Annotated in this window: 8 protein-coding genes; all 8 read right to left on the bottom strand. The window is 61.1% G+C overall.

Annotation, left to right across the window (positions count from 1 at the left end):
* Position 1: 1 nt before the first annotated feature.
* Positions 2-3,193, bottom strand: a complete 3,192-nt coding sequence (locus tag QXZ94_RS28820) for a hypothetical protein (RefSeq protein ID WP_315724120.1) — start codon at positions 3,191-3,193, stop codon at positions 2-4.
* A 1,256-nt stretch (positions 3,194-4,449) separates the two neighbouring features.
* Positions 4,450-8,577, bottom strand: coding sequence for a HigA family addiction module antitoxin (locus QXZ94_RS28815; protein ID WP_315724118.1), 4,128 nt, complete (start codon positions 8,575-8,577; stop codon positions 4,450-4,452).
* A 211-nt stretch (positions 8,578-8,788) separates the two neighbouring features.
* On the bottom strand, positions 8,789-9,271 hold the full coding sequence (locus QXZ94_RS28810; RefSeq protein ID WP_315724116.1) for a hypothetical protein: 483 nt from the start codon (positions 9,269-9,271) through the stop codon (positions 8,789-8,791).
* Positions 9,272-9,603: 332 nt separating this feature from the next.
* A complete protein-coding gene (locus QXZ94_RS28805) occupies positions 9,604-11,925 on the bottom strand; it encodes an EVE domain-containing protein (RefSeq protein ID WP_315724114.1) in 2,322 nt (773 codons plus the stop codon).
* A gap of 497 nt (positions 11,926-12,422) precedes the next feature.
* On the bottom strand, positions 12,423-13,469 hold the full coding sequence (locus QXZ94_RS28800; RefSeq protein ID WP_315724112.1) for a hypothetical protein: 1,047 nt from the start codon (positions 13,467-13,469) through the stop codon (positions 12,423-12,425).
* Positions 13,470-14,514: 1,045 nt separating this feature from the next.
* The gene (locus QXZ94_RS28795; protein ID WP_315724110.1) at positions 14,515-15,432 is read right to left on the bottom strand and encodes an MBL fold metallo-hydrolase; all 918 of its coding nucleotides are present in this window, start codon (positions 15,430-15,432) and stop codon (positions 14,515-14,517) included.
* Positions 15,433-15,504: 72 nt separating this feature from the next.
* Positions 15,505-16,710: an NAD(P)/FAD-dependent oxidoreductase gene (locus tag QXZ94_RS28790; RefSeq protein WP_315724108.1), complete on the bottom strand. Its 1,206-nt coding sequence runs from the start codon at positions 16,708-16,710 to the stop codon at positions 15,505-15,507.
* A 39-nt stretch (positions 16,711-16,749) separates the two neighbouring features.
* Positions 16,750-17,739, bottom strand: a complete 990-nt coding sequence (locus QXZ94_RS28785) for an alpha/beta hydrolase (RefSeq protein WP_315724106.1) — start codon at positions 17,737-17,739, stop codon at positions 16,750-16,752.
* Between the last annotated feature and the right edge of the window lie 91 nt (positions 17,740-17,830).

Genomic DNA, 17,830 nt, shown 5'->3' with positions numbered 1-17,830 from the left:
CCTAGCCCGCCGAAGCTGTCAGGGGGCGGAGGAAGGGACCATTGTGGGCAAACGACACATAGCCCCGAATCTGGGTGCCGGGGCTAATCTGCCTCTGTCCGAACTCGTGGGCTCGGAAGGGCACGCTGAGGTTCCGCATCTCCTGGATATTCGCGAAGCTGCGTCCCTCTCCTCCAGCCGTGACACGCGCATTGACCTGAAGCCGATCACTCGCGTTCACATCCAGTAGCCAACGAAGTCGATCCGGCACCTGCACGAAGAACTCGCCCGTGCGCCACAGCGGTCGCAGTTGCTTGAAGAGACGCTCCGCGTCCTCGTAACGGCCGCGTTGGTGTAGGAGGACGGCCAGTTCGAGGCGCTGTTGAGGGCTGACCGGATATCCCCCGGACAGGAGCGCCTCCAGGAGCGAGAGCTGAGCTTCGAACGCCCTAGGACTGTCCAGGCATGTGAGGGCGTAAAGCATCCGCACGGCTTGCAGGTTCGACTGCACGTCCGGATTCGAGAGTATTCGCGCGGCCTCCAATCGATTCTCAACAGGAAAGTCACCAAGGCCCATCCCGGCCACATCGGGTACATCGTGGGTGAGCGCGTTGAGCGCCGCGACGAGCAGGGCAATCTCGGGGTTATCGGAATTCCGGTGCCTTCCCCCCGAAACGAGGAGATTCTCGATAGCGACCTCGGCCAGACGGCTCAACTCGTAGCGTCGCTGTGCCGAGCGATCACGCTCCATCTCCAAGTAGATTAGGTTTAGCACCTCAATGGCGTTTTCCGCCGCCTTCAGCGGATTGGCCTTGGCCTCCCCAAGCAGACTTCGCGCGTAGGTTTCCACGACGAAGGGACTATCGGGATTGAGCTGGAAAGCTCGGCGCGTCGCGTCTTGCGCCAGTCCTCGCAGGCGTTCGAGCTCGTCGGTCGCCGCGCCGGTCGCGGCGGCCTCATCGTGAAGATCCTGATATGCCCGCGCCAGCGAGTTGTAAAGGTTGAGGTCAGACTCCTCGCCCTCGGCTCGGGGAATCATGTCGAGAGCGAACCGGATATCCTCGACCGCCCGCCACAGCAGGTCCAACCGCTCGCTCTCGGGCAGGCTGAAGAGCACCTTGTCTTTCGCGATGCGTCGCCGCGAGATCGCGGAGTGGTGCCGCATGGCGCGGCTCGTCTGCCACACCAGCTTTGGCATCGCGTCCAAGGCGGCCAGGGCCTCGCGCCAATAGGGCACGAATGTGCCGTGGCCGTGATCAGGATCGATCTTGAAGATGTTGACCGCGAAGTCCTCCGCGATCGCTCTGTTAGATGCGTTCCCCAAAGCGGGATTGGCCGAGAGTCGCCGAAGTGCGAGGAAGCGGAGATGCTCGGTGTTCGAAGCCTCGCCGAAGCCGAATTCCTCTCGCGCGGAGCGATCGTAGTAGATCGCATTCAGCAGATATCGGCCTAAGACATCGTGGGCGAGTGCCCAATACCTGTCCCCCTCGAGCCGCAACCTGATCAGGCCCATCGCGCCGATCATGGTTCTCAGGTCCTCGAGCTTTTGCGTCACTGGCCAGTCGACGGTTGCGGGGAGCATAGTCTCCGGCAGAGGACGTCTCTCGGTGCTGATCGCGGCGATATCCACGAGCGTCGAGCGCAGTTGCGGATCGACGACCGAGCTCTGAAACTGCCTGAACAGCCAAGACTGTACGGTCTCGCTCATGTTGATCTGCCGTTGGAGCCAGAAGGACAGCGCCACCCAGAAGGAGGAGATGCCGCTTTCCGCGTGTACGGCCGAGGCTTGGAAGAATCCCTGCCATTCCTCGGGCCTTCTGACAGGTCCGTGGGGCGCAAGATACCGATTGAGATGCTGGCCGAACTCCACCGCGCCGGCTCGTGGCACTTCATGCGTGAGCTGGTCAATCTCCTTAAAGCGAGGGCTGCTCATGAACTCCATGCTCGCGTAGGGGCCTGTGATAACGAGTACGCAGGCTGCGCGGCCGCCCTGTTCGAGTCCCCGTAGAAAGCTCCGCAGGTCGCTGTCGCGTCCCTCCCAATGGTCTCGATCAAACACGATGAGCCACGGAGCTTCGTAGAGACGACCGTCGTCCGGCTCCCCGCGGCTCCGCTTCTCGGCGTCAATCGTTCGCGTCATGAAGTTGACGATATCGAGCGAGGTTGGCTTGAATGGCGCCCCCTTGGCGAAGAGGGTGGGATAGCCCTCGGCAGCGGCCCTCCATGCCAGCATCCTCGCATGGGTCGTTCCGCCCGCGCCAGCTTCGGTGCGGATGAACGCGACCGTGTTGGCCTCGGAGCCGCTGCGATCTAAGCGCCGCAATATATGACGCAGCTTAGGCCACGCCACGTCGTCCCGCGGCCAAGGAAGGCCTGCCGCGTAGGGCTGCCATGACGCGCTCGGATCGCGGAAGAACCCCTCGACGGTCTCCGCCGCCAAATCCTCGGGCGCGAGGGGCCGGAGATCCTGATCCTGGATGAGTTCGTAGCGTCCAAGCAGCGGATACTGGGCGTCGTCCACCTGGGTTATATCGACCGACGTCGTGTCGCCGCGCGCGCTCCGCACGCGAAGGAAAACCCGTTCCCCGGTATGGGCTTGCGCATACCGGGTAGAAAGTTCGTGGGCGAAGCTAGCGATGTCCTTCTCGACGATCGCGATTGAGCCGCCGGCGGCGCGGGCTCGTCGCCACCCATCGGCCTCGGCAAGGAGCGTCGCGTGGTCTCCAACGATCGTCGTGAGCGGCCGAAAGCCCTCTTCCCACAGGGCGCGGAGGTCCGCCGGGACGCCGGTCGCCTCGGATGAGAGCACCAGCATCTCGCGCGGATTGGCCCGCGCCAGCTCGTTGAGAATACTCAATCTCGAGAGCCCCGCGGCGAGGGTACCCGCCCCGCCACCGCTGTCGTACCTGTAGATCGGCAAGCTCCGAGGAGGCAGCACGACGTCCGCAGGGTTGCCGTCGATAATAATGGGATACCCCCGACGAAGAACCCTGAAGTCGGTCGGATCCTCCTGCGCAAGGATCGCGGTCTCAAGCGCGGGGTCTCCTCCGTCGAGAAGCACGGCTCGCCACGGCAATCGGATGATGTCGGCCAAGGCGACCGGGTTCGCGGCCCTGGCGACGTCTTTACCGACCCAGAGCGCGATGTCTCTCGCGTCCAAACGGGACAGGATGGAGTCAGGCACCGACGCCTGCCTAATGGTCATGCTTTCCATCGGTCCGTCCCAAAGATGGCCTGCCCCGGTTGGGTGGTCCAGATTTGAAATTAGTGCATTTGGCCGCATGAGGCCATGTTTGGGTTGGGCGAGCGCAAGGCCCAGACGGCAAACGCGCTCGCCCACGGCACAATGGGGCCGCTGCCCTTCACTCATAATCTAGGATAACGGGTGACTTGCCAAAAGGAGAGCCCGATTGACAGTGCCGTCCGTAATCGCCTGACCGCCCAGCCGCTGACGCGGCGCAAAATGAGCGCTCTCACCAACACGGGAGGCGCGCCATGGAGTTCCTCTGCGGACTGGATGTCGGCATGGATCAGACCGCGATTTGCGTGGTCGACGACACCTTCGCGTCCTGGCCCAGCGTGTCGAGGTCGCCGACACCGAGGTCCGCATTATGAGATCGAAATCCGAACTGCTGCGCACCCTGATCGCAGCCTCAGGCGGAAAATCCGGCGTAGCCGGTGTTCAGAGTTCTGTTCTGAAATGGCGCGCCCGAAGGGATTCGAACTCCTGCGGCAGCGCCCGGTCCGTTATCCATCTCAATCGTCCCGCCGTTTAGACCGGGACGGCGAGTGAGTTATGATAGAAGTGGCTGCGGGGACCTGCAACCATCTCAAATTGCTGCTTGAGACGGCAGCTTGAACAGCTCGCAACAGTGGATGGCTTGGACTGATTCAGTTTGTTCTGATTAATGGGTGGCTGGCAATCTCGGGAATGGTTTAGGGACTGGAGTACCGAAATGGAAACTCGAAGTTGCCTAACTCCGGTTGTTGACCGATACGTTGTCGAGCGAAGTAGCGGCAGTGTGGACGGTGCATCAGGTCAATTTTGCCCTAGGCCCTAGAAAGCTTCGCAGGGCTCGCAACATGATTACGGTCATACACTCACACAATCTTTGGTAAAGAAGCTCACTGGCTCGCTCCCGATTGGGTCCCTCCGGCTCTTGGTGCGGTTCACGGCATCAAGCCATCACCGCATCAGCGAAACGCCTGCCCGTTTCACCACCACGTCAGGGAGCCTCAATGCTCCCCGAGCCCCATGGTCAGGCGTCTTGCCGCCGGACCCCGCGCGGGATCCCCCGCCCCCAACCGACTGAAGGCGTTTCGCCGCCCCGCGGCAGCCACCAGCAGGGTGTGGAGAATTCCCTCTCCACCTGCACCGGACCATGGACGAACATGCATCGTTCGATTGCGCACACCGATCGCGCGTCACTCCAAAAAATCGTTGAAAAAAGGTGCCATGAATATGCTCGCCTACCGCAAACGCCTCCTGATGCCAGCTTCGGTGTCCTCGCGGCTCGCCTCCTGATCGTACGTGTTAGCCAGTCCCATCAGAAGCTTTGAAGCAACGAACGAATGCGAAACTTGAAGCGCTTGCGCCCATTTGCGATACTTCTCTGCTAGATCACGCTCCTTACTGCCGCCTTCACCGCGCCAGTGAACGCCACGCGAGTTATAAACGCCGGTACGGGCTCCACTCATCATCTTTTCGGACTGAACTTCTTCCATCACATCTCGTACAGGCTCGCACGGCCATACGCCGTCCGTACCGATCGGCGCACATGACAGCATTTTTCCGATGCAAATGTCGGCGATGTCGGCGCGGCTTAGCGTGGCGCATGATTCGCGAACGGTTGCGACCCATTTTGCAAGATGCATTGCCTTCAGCTCGCCGAGGTCGTCGTGACCTGGGATTCGCTCTATCGCTTCAAGCAGCATGTAGCCACGCTCGGCCATGCTCTTGACGCGGTCGGGCGGAAGCTGGAACTCCTCAGGGTCTTTTGCATCATCCTTGCGCTTATAGGCCCAAGTGACGGCCTGCACGAAAAGCTCGGGATGGGCTTCAATGTACCGTTCAAGATTGGGAATGCCGTAGCTCTCGCGCCTTTCCCAAGGACGCGCCAGCACCTCAATGTATGCGAACTCCAGTCCCGCCTTCTGGTCCAGACTCAGTGCCGAACTGCCATAAAGACGCTTGAACGCCTCTTCGACATTGTAGTGTTCCAGCATGTATTGACCGGGTTGATCATTGCCGCCTTGCGCCATTTCAGACAGGAGGCGGAAGAGAAGCTGCACGTCGAGTTTTCCCGGCTCAAACCGGGTGCAGGAAAAGGCGGCGCGCGGGCGTCCGGCCTCTAACAGGCGTTCGACGGCTTCAGTGTTTTCGGCCTGGTCGTGGGGGATCCAGTCCGGCGAGACGTCGCTCCAGTATTTGGCTTGAGCCGCCTCACCGAGCGCATCAACCAGTTTCCAGGTGGTGCTTTGGAATGGTGCCAGGACGAGCAGCCGCACCGTGTCCTCGCCGCAAAGACCTTCTGCTACGCCCTTCAAAACCGATTTACGCTGGACATCGTCAGTCAGGGCACGCACCGCCCCAGCGATGAGGTTCTTGTACGAGTGGACTTCTTCGTTACCGGCGAGGATTGGCGCGAGGGCGAGCTGCAGAAGCTGTTTAAGTTCGGGTTCGGATAGCACGGCGCTGGCCGCAAGGACCCCGATGATCCAAGCGGCCTTCCCGCGTTCGGCAAGCTCCAAAAATCCGGTAAGACCGCGCTTCTCACGGATTTCGCGTAGCGCCTCGGTCCTTAGTTCTTGGGTGCGCTCTTCGCGCTTGCGGAAATCGACTTTCTCAATGTCTTCGACTTCATCGGCGGTTTCCTCCACCCATCCGTCGCGGAACAACCATGCATGCTTGTTCAGGAGGTCGCTCGGCTCAAGCGCGGCATAGGCCGCCCTGCCTGCCGTAGCCAAGTCTACTGCCGCTTTCGCGCTCTTCTTTGCGCGCCTGGCCGCCCGACGCGAAAGCGTGGAGACACGGATTTTCTCGCGCATCGTCGCCTTGTCGGCATCGCTCGCTTTGGTCTTTGCCCAAGACTCGACCAGTGTCCATACACGCGCCTGATCGGCATCGGTTAGATCGTGCAGACGTTCAACGAGATCGCACAGCGTGCCGAGCGTGTGCTCCTTCCAGGTCAGAGCCATCTCAACCATCTCGCGCATAAATTCGATAATTGGTCCCCACGTGGGGAAAGGTTCGCCGAATCCGTAACCGTCGACACGCCAGCGGGGCTTGTGGCTGTAGTGACCGACCCCATGATGCGTGCCGAATTGCGCCACGCAGATCTTCCAAGCGATATCAGGAAATCGCTCGGCCAGTTTTTTCATCAGATCCACACGATCCTTGTGGCTTGCCGCTGTCTGCGGCATCCAAGCCCGGAAGATCGATTCCAGCGAATGGGTCGGCTTATTGACCCAATTGTCGTTGATCTCCACCTGCGCAAGGCGCGCAAGGATGAAGGCAGCGCGCGGCAGCGTCGCGCAATTCCACGACAGACCCTCCAGTCCCCACAACAGGCCGGTGCGGCTCGGGCTGCGTCCGAACACGCCGGCGTCTGCAGGACGCAGCAGGCCAAGCACGGCGGGTTCGCTGGTTTGCAGGTCGCGTTCGAGGATAGAGAGGAACTCATCCGGCGCTGCTTCCGCATAGGTCGGAAGGTCGCGGTCGTTGGCTTCCAGAATTCGTGTCGTTAACGGCGAGGGCAGCAAGTCGCGCACGACCCGCACCGCCTCAATCTGGGTATCCACACCGAGACGGGTCTTGAACAGGTGCGCATTTACAGCCAGCAACACCAGCGTTTCTGAGATGCCTTCCCGGAACGCCGTGGTGAATTCACGCGTCTTCCCGTGAACCGACGCGGCCCAACGTTCATCTTCAGCAAGATCGAGAGCCGGATCGTCTTCGCCGAGCACCATGCGAGCCATGGAGAAATAACGGGTCAAGTCATCAGGCGTGACGGCGCTTGCGATGGCGTAGAGCAAATCGATTTTCGAGATCACGCCCCTGTAAGTCCCAATCGACCAGATCGGAGCGTCGTTCAGTTGGGCGAGGCTTTGGCACTCTTTCTCAAGCTCGGCATACGGGCGTTCTCCGGCAAGCAGCGAAAGCCCGAGCTTGTCGGTTTCGTTCTGGCTGTTCCAGGTGCCGACGAACAGAAATGGAACAAGGCTTGCTGCGGTGGAGCTGTCCGCCGCCCATGTAGGCCTCCGCACCGCATCGACCGCCGACAGCTGGCGACGCAGAACGGTCAGTGACCTTCCCGATGCGTTCGCCAACCGCGAAATCTCGTCGCGGTCCTTATCCATTGCTTCAAGCGCTTTGTTGAAAGTCTCGTAGCTGGCTGGCTCGAGAACGATGTCAGGATCGCTATTTGTCGCATTGCGCGGGTAAACGACGATGGAGTGCATCGACTTCGCGTAAGGAGCGAGTTCCCGCTCAACCTCGCGCGTGAACACTACCGGAATGAAAGTCTGCGCGCCTTCCGCCAAACGCGACAGCACACCCGGCTTGTCGAATACGAGAACGCGGTCGCGGTGCGCAGCCAGCTCATCGCCGCCCAGCTCCCCAAGCAATTGGGCGAGGAATGCAAGCGCCTCTTCGGTCGAATCTGCTGCGATCACGATGGGTCCTTCCGGAGGTTTGGAAAGTCGCGAAAGCATAGTGCGCTTGGCAGCATCGATGGCCGAACTGAACAAAGCTCCCGTCAGCGGCGGGGTGGAGACGTTGGCCCAATCGGCCCAGCATTTGTCCAAGGACCGAACATCGTGGGCAGGAACGCGCGTTTCGTTGGCAAACCATGCCTGCGCCGGCAACGACTGCTCCAGCCATTGCTCGATGTCACTCGCGTCATAGACGCGAACGTCCTTCCAAAGCTTCTTCGCTTGCTTGCCCGCGCCCCAAGCGTCCTTTCCGGGCCAGCGGCGGGGGGTTACAAACACAAAGGTCGTGTCCGCGCGTTCTTTCCTGTCGAGCGCCCTTACGCTCTTGTCGAAATCCTTATCGGCTTTTGCCTTGACGTCCTCGTTGGTGCCGAACTCCCAACCAGAGCGCCCAACGGGCACCCAAGGCGTTCCTTCGCTTGCCACCACAAACCCGTCCCAGCCCGGCCGCTCGGCATCGTCATTGCCGGGGAAATCAACTTTCGTCAGGCCAATTCCGGTCGAGTGCACTAAACTCCGCAAGAAAACGGAAAGTCGGCTCCGCGCCGGAATGTTGTGCGAGACCCAACGCTCAACATCATTGGCCTTGATTGCTAGAAACGGCGGCACATACGCCTTGGCATCAGCGGGCGCATTTTTTTGTTTGGCTTGCGCCGCGTCGTATCGCGCCTGCATCTCCAAGAGATCCTTGCGCGGGTACTTGAACGCCTTCTCAAGGCGAGCCGCCATATCTGCGGACAACGCCGCATTCCCATTCAGCAGGTTCGATAGAGCGGGCCGACCCACCCCAATTTGCTGGGCAGCTTTGGTCACGGACATCCCAGCCGGGATGACTTCGGTCTTGATACGCGTTCCCGGATGAGGAACATCATCAGGTTTATGCATACAATCTGACCGTTTCCAGTGGCAAAAACCACACCACTCGAGTCGGACTAAGCGTAGCGTGTGGCGCTACGCAATACAACTGTCTTTGGTGGGTGGCGCGTCGGGAGCCCCGAATGTGCTCTTATTTGCGCAGGCGCTCACCGAGCCTGGCTAATAGCCGCAAAGGCGGCGAACATCCGTATCGTCACATCCGAGTGACGATCCTGGCGCACTAGCCGAGAAAAGACCCAATTTCATCTTTGGTGAAAGTAGCTTCGTTTTCCCAGACCAGATGCTGAAACGTATTGGAGATCACTTCGGTCAAGACGCCTTGGGTGCCGTACCATTCCTCACTTTTCGTCCGATCTATATGAATCGTATCGTCGCTAAAGTCGATTCCGGCACGTGCCGCCTCCTTCACGAGCGTAAAAGCATCATCGAATGTGACCCGGAAATGAAGTTCGTGGGCAAGCTTGTTGCGTAGCCTGTTGATGGCGAGCAATGCGCCCTTCAGCTTTTCGTCGATACATCCTTCTTCAAAGGCCGCGCGAACTTTGTTAGCAAACATGCTTCGGCGGCTTTCTGATACATTCTTGCGGAAAAGAATTTCATTCAGGACCGCTTCAAGATGCAGGTGGCCTCGCAAAACAAGATGTAGTTCCGGGCTCGCTGACTCGAAAATGTAAGAAGCTAAACTCGGTATTGCTCGCGCCATTTCGCTCTCCCTTTTCAATTGGGGGCTTGCCACCCCTAGCGTCAAGGCCAAGCCCTTCGGGCGAAAGCTTGGGGCCCGTGTTGTCGCTCGCGCTCGGGCCCGCCAGCCCTGGCTCTCGAACCGGTGACGGCGAGCGCCCAACCTCTAGTTACGCTCGCCGAGGCGGCCAATTGCCGCGAAGGTACGGAACGGCCGTCTCTGCCATCCGGCTGACGATCTTCGCGCAAGGGCATTTTGTGCTGCTCGCCGGAGGCACCATTGAGATCCGGTCATGTCGGTTACTACGCTTTGCTCGCGCTCCGTTTTGCCGCCTCCCGCCTTGAATGCCCGCTTCAAGACACCGCTGACATCGCCGGGACCGCTGCCTGGCTGTCGTCCGGATTGCCAATCACCAAGCGCGGAATCTTCAGTGGTGTCTCCGAAACCACGAGATCGAATGTTTCATCGCCAATGGTGACGTCGATGCCACCAAAGTGCAGTTGACGATGGTGGTTGGCACAAACTGTCATCACATTCGAGGCCGACAGTGAACCGACCTGTTTTGCTGAAACCGGCATTACGTGGTGCGCTTCCACATATGGCTCGCCGTTCTCCTTGAGAAAGCCGATTGGGTCACGACCAAGCGCCGCGCAGACTTGACACCTAAAACCCGTCATCTTCTTTACCAAACGGCCAACAGGCCCTCTCTCAATAGATTTGCTGAGTCTGTTTTTCACCTCAGGGCTTGCGCGAAGATATTTGCGCTCAAGTGCCGCAAGCTGGTCCGCCGTGGTGTCCTCGTCATCCGCTGGCCTCGGCAATTCATCAAGCGTTTCACCCAATAGCTCCATCACCGCGTGGAAATCACGCGCGGTGATCGGGAAAGAAGCTGCCTGAAACCCGTTGAGCAGAAGGCCCGAAACATCGGGGTGCTCAGCTCGCAATCGCTCAATTGTCAGAGGATTCGTCACGAATGCATGCAGGTAACGAATGTTGACGGCGGGCCAACCGGGCGCACGCTCGGCACCCGGCGCCCAGAATTCACTGCTAGCACCGGTACCATCGAAGGCTTCGCTTTCAACTTCGCAAAGCGCGTAGATACCTGCCTCTAGGGCAGGCTTACCATCGCGTTCTGAAATAGTGCGCTGGTCAACGCCGACGCGTACGATGCCCAACTGCCCTGGTGCGAAGCGACCGCGATCCGAGGGACGGATTCCCCAGGTGTCGCGTTCAATACGTTGCTCAAGGAACCGATCAATCGCCCATTTCTTAGGGTTGCATACTAAAACCCAATAAGGCGTGTCGTCCTCGGCTTTAACAATGGCGGGCGCACCGCCCGCGCCATCGACGCCGGAACGTATCGCGGCGACAGCAATGGCAAGTCCTGGGGCGTCGGATGAGAATTCGTTCCATACGACTTTTTCTTCCTTGTTGCCCCGCGTCAATCCCACCTTTCCTCCGGTGGTGTACTCAGGATCGAACCGCCGAAAGTTCATCATCTTCATGTAGACGCCGTTGGCGTTTCGAAACGTCTCTACGTCAGTGAGACCAAGGCCACGTCCCATTCGTCCGAGAAAGGCCGACAACTCAGCGACTTCATCGCTATCTTTGCCCGGCGGGGCATTCCGGAAGCGCAAATAGAGGTCCAACGCCAGGATAAGCTCAGCGCGGGACCATGCAGGATTTCGGCCTTTGGGTGTCTGCGGGTCGGGATCATCCGCCACGAGGGCGATCTTCGCCTCATTTAGGCCAAACGCCCAAACGCGAACGTTCTCCTCGTTCGCGGCGATTTCCGCCTTCCAAGAAACATGTGCCTGACCGGGAAGGCCTTCGGTCTCGTCGAGAACATTGTCAAAGTCGCGGTCAGTCCACGCCCTTGCGCGGGTCGCGGCTTGCATCGATGTGACAGGGAAACCCCAGTCTCGATCCTGTTGGTTCCAGGCCATCGCGAACGGTTCATCCGCAGCGAGGCCCAACGGGGGCAACCCGGCCAGGTAACATGCGAAGTCTATGCGCGACTGGATATTCCCAAAAACCCGTCCGAACTGGTGCATGTCGGACATGTCCAGCACCGCCGCCGCTTCTGCATTCGTGTGTGGTGCCAGATGGCCGTTGTTAGCCTTGCTCCGCTCCCGCAACCAAGCGAGCAATTTTTCTGTCCTGGTTTGAACAGGCGTTATCGCCTTGGCGGGCGGCCTTTCGCTGTCATTTGGCAGTCCCAGTGTGCGTCGTGCGTACCAAAGTGCGCGTGCTGAAAACTCATCGGGATGATCCACAATGATCTGCTCATAGGAGAGTTCAGTGAGATCGGCATCGGCTAACGCCTGAAAACCTTGCGTGGGCTTAAATTTTGCGACCGCAGCTTCGGCGGAGTCAATGAGGCCGCGATTGCGGAGCTGCAGGAAGGTCCGCGTTGCATCCTTACCCTCGCGTTTCATCACTCCAACATACTCACTGACCGCTTGAACGATTTTCTCCTCAGCGGGTGTTAGATCGGCCAGATCGAGACCGGTCCGTTGCGTGATAAGGACGCGCCCAAGCGTGGCTGAGCGCACCCTGATCGCCTGCCGCAAATCGTCATCCAAGGCACCGCGCTTTTCGGCGTTCTTCTCGAACTGGGCCAGGTCCGCGATGCTCGCGATGTTGCCAATGATTCGGGCGACACGTTCGTCCACGAGAAAATCCTTGCCTCTGAAAGCCGCACTTTGCCCAAGTTCTACGAGTTTGTAACGGGAAATCGTGCGGGATCAGCGGTTGAGGCAGGAGTTATGGAGGCAAACTCTATAGCTTATGGGCGCGTCGGCATGGCGGACCGGGCTCTACTCGCCCCCAATTTTGTCGCTGGCCATCTCGAAATGCTCGTGCAGGAGATTGGCTCCGAAACGATCGAGGCAATCGAACCGCCAAGCACGCCGCGCACGGCATCGAGGCAGGCTCGATCCTGTTCGTTCAGAGGCTAGATGCTTGAGAACGAAAATTGACCCGCTCAAATGACATAGCCGCGCACAGCTCGCTAACCGTTAGCACCACAGGTGCATAGAGTGTGAGAAACTCCTTGCTTCGTTCTTCTGGCCTTCAGCTGCAAGTTTGCGCGGAATCAGTTTTGCTTGTCACCGATTTGGTCAAGGCCCCTATCGCGCAATGAGCTTGCTTGGAGAGGAAGCGGCAACGGTCAGAATGAACCCGCGCGCCTGGCGTGAACTCCGGCAGCGAGCAGCAACGCCACTGCCATCGGATCAAGGACGGCAACAAGCGCCAGCGTGAGCAGCCGGACCGCCCGCTCAAAGTCCGCGGCGGGTATGCCAATCAGCTCGGCGAGATATCGTATTGGTCCGACCTCGGTCTCGGCACGCCTGCGTTGCGCGTCAACCTTGGCTTTTTCGATCTGTAGATTAGCGAGAGCCTGGGACTCACGAAGGCGTTCTACCGCAATGTCGGCACGTTCGCGGCGCCTCTGGTCAGCAATCGTCATCGCTCCGACCGGCCGGCCAAGGCGCGTCGCCTCGTCGATGGCCGCGTCGATCTGGGCAATGCGCCGGTCAATGTCGGTGACCACTCGGCTCTGCATTCCGAGGCGGGCCTCAACGTCTGCGGTCCTGTCGGCAAGGGTGAGATCTATGGATGCCATATGGTCGAGGTGAGCGCGGGTGAGGAAGCCGAATACGCCAACGGCGTTCAGGCCCATCAACACGCCAATCATCAGGACGAGGACGAACCTCAGGAGAGACGGCGCAGACCTCCAATGCTCCGTCAGCCAGGCTGCCGCGACGAGCTTTCCGGCCTCCAGCACGGCGCCCATGATGATGACAGGCCAGAAGGCTCCGGCAAAGATCGCGGTCAGGCCGTCGATGGAAAAGGCAGCCGATACACAAGCCAGCGCCAGAGCTACAATCAAAGCAGCGAGCTTGACGCGTCTCGGGGAACGCTGGGCTTCCGCCGCTCCGGATGTCCCTGTGACGTCGGCGGCGTCCGTAACGCCAGCGGTACCATCTGTAACGGTCGGTGTTACGGTCCCCGTTACAATGATCGCTTCAGCGTTACGACTGATCAGGCCGCCGCGCTCCCAGGCTTTCAGGCGACGACTGGTCCGCATCCTATTCCAGCCCCATTGGCGCCCGAGCTCAGCGGCGCTGACCGTCACGTATCCCTTGGGCTGGGAGCGCAGCCAGGCCAGCGCCTCCATGTCATCGAATGGATGGGGCGGAAAGGACTCGGTCATGATCAGATGCTACTCCTTGCGTCTCGGCCCCGCGCCATCGGAGGCACGCGAAAGGCCGGCTGCTGAAAAACGATGACGCTGACCAAAGTGGCCGGAACGGGGAGCTGCCTACCCAGTCCGGGATCGGCCATCCCTCCTGCTCGCCCCCGTGGAGAGAGATACAGAGAGGCCCTGGGCGTAGTGGCGCCAGATGGTGGGCGATTCTGACCACTGCTTGGCGAAAGCGGACCGAGCCTCGCGAGCCATGGCCTGCGCGTAGGTGTCCTGCAAAGGTGGCATGTCGGAAGCCAAAGCGGAACGGCCAAATTGCACGACGTCGCGCGCGACAGCCCTCCCCTTAACAGCCACGATGCGCTGTTGCTGCCGACCTGCCGCCGATCGACATCGATCTGAGCCGGCCATATCGGCGATTTTCACACCAGCTTTCCTCGATGCTGCACCGATGCGTGTTGAATTGATGCTGGAGGGCAGTCCGACTGCCCATCTCGGATCTGTGGACGAATAGCATCGCCGATGCAGTTCGGTCACTCTGGTCTGTCTCGATAGATCGCTAAGACCCTGCGCTCGGATGCCAATGGCCCGACCGGAGCCGCAGCAAAGATGCAGCCTGAGACTCACCACCCGTGTAGCCACCGCGCGGTGTCTGAGCGCAGTTCAGCCTGGAATTCGAGAGGAGAGACCGTAGAGCGGGTTCAACGGCAAGATAAAAGCGCCTCTCCGCGTCGTAGATTCGGCGGTCGTAAGTTCTGTTGCTCACTTGTTGCAGTATGGCACTGCTCCGACACCCACAGTGTTGCTAGAAGAAGAAAGACCTGAGAGATCAACGTGCTGGATGGCACCAATCGCAGCCTAGCGAACCGGTTCGCAAAATTGGGAAGACCTAGCCGTGAGCCCATGGAGTACCGCTGCCGGATCACCGGAACCAGTTAGAGCTCGCGCCTAAGCGCGATCGGCGAAGCCGGCTGACCAGCCTTGCAGACTGCGGCGCAGGCACACTCCGTTGGTGATGTCCTGCGCCGCAGCCCGGCTTCAATCCGGTGAACGATTAGTAGTCCCAGTAGATCGGCACGAACCGAAACACGTTACCTTCGCGCCCGACGCGTCCGATGGACGGGAACGGCATATGGGTGGCGACCAGTAGCTCGCCCGTCTTCGCCAAGTCCCGCAGCAATCCCTCGCGAACGCGCGTTGCCTCGTCCGGGTCGTGCTCGAAGCCGTTGTGCCAGTCGGGATGGTCGAAGCCGACCGTGAACACGGCGTCGCCCGCGAAGGTCATCGCTTCGCCGCCGGACGTCAGGCGGACGATGCTGTGTCCCGGGGTGTGACCGCCGGTGCGGCGGACGACGACGCCCGGCGCGACTTCGTGCTCCTCGTCGAACTGCCGGATCTGGTTGTGGTACTCCCTTGCGAAGCGCTTCGCGGCTGCGCGCAGCGCGTCCGGGAAACCTTCCGGCATCGCCGTTCGCGAGAAATCCGGCGCCCGCCAGAATTCGACTTCGGCGGCCGCAACATGGATCTGCAGGTCCGGCCGCAGCCGGTCTTTCACGCCCTCGACCAGCAGGCCGCCGACGTGATCCATGTGCATATGGGTCAGCACGACGTCGGTGACGGACGCGAGATCGATGCCGGCGGCGTCGAGGCGTTTGATCAGCTGTCCGGCCCGCGGCAGGTTCAGGTCGGGATCCGACCCGAGCCCTGCGTCGATCAGGATGGTCTTGCCGCCGCTCCGGACGACGACGGCATTCAGGGCCCAATCGAAGGCGTCGGTCGGCAGGAACATGTCCTTGAACCAAGCGGCCCGCGCCGACGGCGCAGCGTTGTGCCCGAGCATCGTGGTCGGCAGCGGGAGCACCCCGTCGCTGATCACCAGCACGTCGATCTCGCCGACCTTCAGGGCATAGCGGGACGGCACCAGTTCATCCGGCTTCGGTGTGACGAGGTGTGAGGTGTTTTGCAGATTCATGTTGGTCTCCTGTTGCAGATTATTGAAGGCTGGTTTCATCCCTGAAGACGTCCGGCTCGTTCGGTGAGGCGGTCAGAGATCGGTGACGCGTTCCGGATCGGCGGAGGCGAGCGCGGCGGCACGTTCGGCAAGCGGCGGGTAGATCCAGACGGTGTTGATCTCGCGTTTGGTCTTCTTCGCCTGGTCGCCGACCATCTCGATCGTCCGATCCCAGCCGCGTGTAAACAAAGCGCCGGCCTCGCCGAGATCGAGGCAGGTGACGTAGGCCGCCTGGTGATAAGGCGCGGTCGGAACGCCGAGCAGTTCGGCGGCGGCGTTATTGCCGGCGAAAGCGCCCATCCGCGTGGCGTGCTGGCACGACATTAGCGCGTAGTTGCCGGCATCATCACAGGCGGCGCGCGCAGCGTCGCCGGTCGCGAAGATGCCCGCCGCGCTCGGCACGCGCAAGTCGCGGTCGACCAGCAGCCGGCCGAAACTGTCGCGCTCGGCTGGAATCTGCGCGGTCAGGGGCGCGGCACGCATGCCGGCAGCCCAGATCACGGTCTCGGCTGCGATGCGCTCGCCACCCGACAAGGTCACGCCGGACTGGTCGAGCGACGCAACGCCGACTCCCAGCCATGTCTCCACGCCGATCCGCTTCAATGCGTTCTCGATGACGGGACGCGCGGTTTCGCCCATGTCGGGGGCGATGACCGGATTGCGCTCGACGATGACGACGCGCGGCCGCGCATCGGGGCCGAGAATGGCGCGGAGCCGCGCGGGCATCTCGGTGGCTGCCTCGATGCCCGTGAACCCGCCGCCGGCGACGACGACCGTGTCGCGGCCATTCCCGGCCGGCCGGCCGGCCAGTCCGTGCAGGTGCCTGTCGAGGGCCACCGCGTCGTCCAGCGAGTCGACGCTGAAACCGTACTCGGCAAGGCCGGGAATGCTCGGACGAAACAGCCGGCTGCCGGTGGCCACGACCAGGCGATCGTAGGCGAGCCGCGTTCGTTTGCCCCCGGGTGCCGCTATGCTCACTTCGCGCGCGGCAGCATCGATCGCCTCGGCGGTGCCCTGCACATAGACCACGTCGATCGCCTTGAGCACATCCAGCAGCGGCGCCGTCAGCGTTTCGGGGTTTGGTTCGTAAAGCCGCGGACGGACAACCAAGGTCGGCTCCGGCGCGATCAGCGCGATCTCCAGCGCCTCGGGCGAAACGCCGTGGATGTCGCGCAGCCGGGCGGCGGACAATGCTGCATACAAACCGGCGAAGCCGGCACCGATGACGACCAGTCGCATTTTGTGTCTCCTGTGATTGGATTGGATCGATGCAGAGGATCAGCCGGCGATGAAGGCCGACAGGTCGGCATTCACGATCGCTGCATGCGTGGTACAGATGCCGTGCGGCAGGCCGTCGTAGATTTTCAGCGAGCTGTTCTTCAGCAATTTCGCCGAAAGCGGCGCCGAGTCCGCGACGGGCACGATCTGGTCGTCGCTGCCGTGCAGGACGAGGGTCGGCACCGCGATGGCCTTGAGGTCTTCGGTGAAGTCGGTTTCGGAGAACGCCTTGATGCCGTCGAGATGCGCCTTGGCGCCGCCGCTCATGGCCTGACGCCACCAGTTCCAGATCACGGCCTGCGACGCCGTGGCACCGGGGCGGTTGTAGCCAAAGAACGGACCGCTCGCGAATTCCAGATAGAACTGCGCCCGGCCGGCGGCGAGCTGCCGGCGCACATCGTCGAGAACGGCGATCGGCAAGCCGCCGGGATTGTTCTCCGTCTTGACCATCAGCGGCGGCACGGCGCTGATCAGCACGAGCTTCGCGACACGGCCGCGGCCGTGACGCGCGACGTAGCGCGCGGCTTCGCCGCCGCCGGTGGAATGTCCGACATGGACCGCATTTCGCAGGTCCAGATGGTCGACGACCGCGGCAGCATCGGCCGCGTAGTGATCCATGTCGTGGCCTTCGCCGACTTGGCTCGAACGGCCGTGACCGCGGCGGTCATGGGCGATCACGCGAAACCCCTTGCCGACGAAATGCAGTATCTGAGTGTCCCAGTCGTCGGACGAGAGCGGCCAGCCGTGATGGAAGACGATCGGCTGACCCGATTTCGGCCCCCAGTCCTTGTAGAAGATCTTCACGCCGTCTTTCGTCGTTACGAACGCCGTCGGATCCACCGCTTGCGCGGCGAAGGTCGAGCTTCTTGACTCCTCGCCGATCGCGGTCGTGGAACGGACGCTGAGCGAGACCGCGGACATCACCGAGGTCGCGAGGATCTTCCGGCGCGTGGTGTTCACAATCCGATTGAGCGGCTTGTTCAAGGGCATTGGTCATCTCCGATTGGTGGGCTTGGACACGATGATGATCTAACGAACCCTGTGTGCTGGTGCCCCAGCGCGGTTGCGGCGACTAAAGAGC

It is taken from the genome of Bradyrhizobium sp. SZCCHNS2022 (genome assembly GCF_032377575.1).
Lineage (GTDB): Bacteria > Pseudomonadota > Alphaproteobacteria > Rhizobiales > Xanthobacteraceae > Bradyrhizobium > Bradyrhizobium aeschynomenes.
The sequence above is the reverse complement of the archived record's forward strand: the minus strand, read 5'-3'. Positions and strand labels throughout refer to the sequence as shown.

Bases quoted from the DNA above. Each gene is read 5' to 3' on its own strand.
- QXZ94_RS28820 (WP_315724120.1), bottom strand. From the start codon at position 3,193: ATGGAAAGCATGACCATTAGGCAGGCGTCGGTGCCTGACTCCATCCTG.
- QXZ94_RS28815 (WP_315724118.1), bottom strand. From the start codon at position 8,577: ATGCATAAACCTGATGATGTTCCTCATCCGGGAACGCGTATCAAGACC.
- QXZ94_RS28810 (WP_315724116.1), bottom strand. From the start codon at position 9,271: ATGGCGCGAGCAATACCGAGTTTAGCTTCTTACATTTTCGAGTCAGCG.
- QXZ94_RS28800 (WP_315724112.1), bottom strand. From the start codon at position 13,469: ATGACCGAGTCCTTTCCGCCCCATCCATTCGATGACATGGAGGCGCTG.
- QXZ94_RS28795 (WP_315724110.1), bottom strand. From the start codon at position 15,432: ATGAATCTGCAAAACACCTCACACCTCGTCACACCGAAGCCGGATGAA.
- QXZ94_RS28790 (WP_315724108.1), bottom strand. From the start codon at position 16,710: ATGCGACTGGTCGTCATCGGTGCCGGCTTCGCCGGTTTGTATGCAGCA.
- QXZ94_RS28785 (WP_315724106.1), bottom strand. From the start codon at position 17,739: ATGCCCTTGAACAAGCCGCTCAATCGGATTGTGAACACCACGCGCCGG.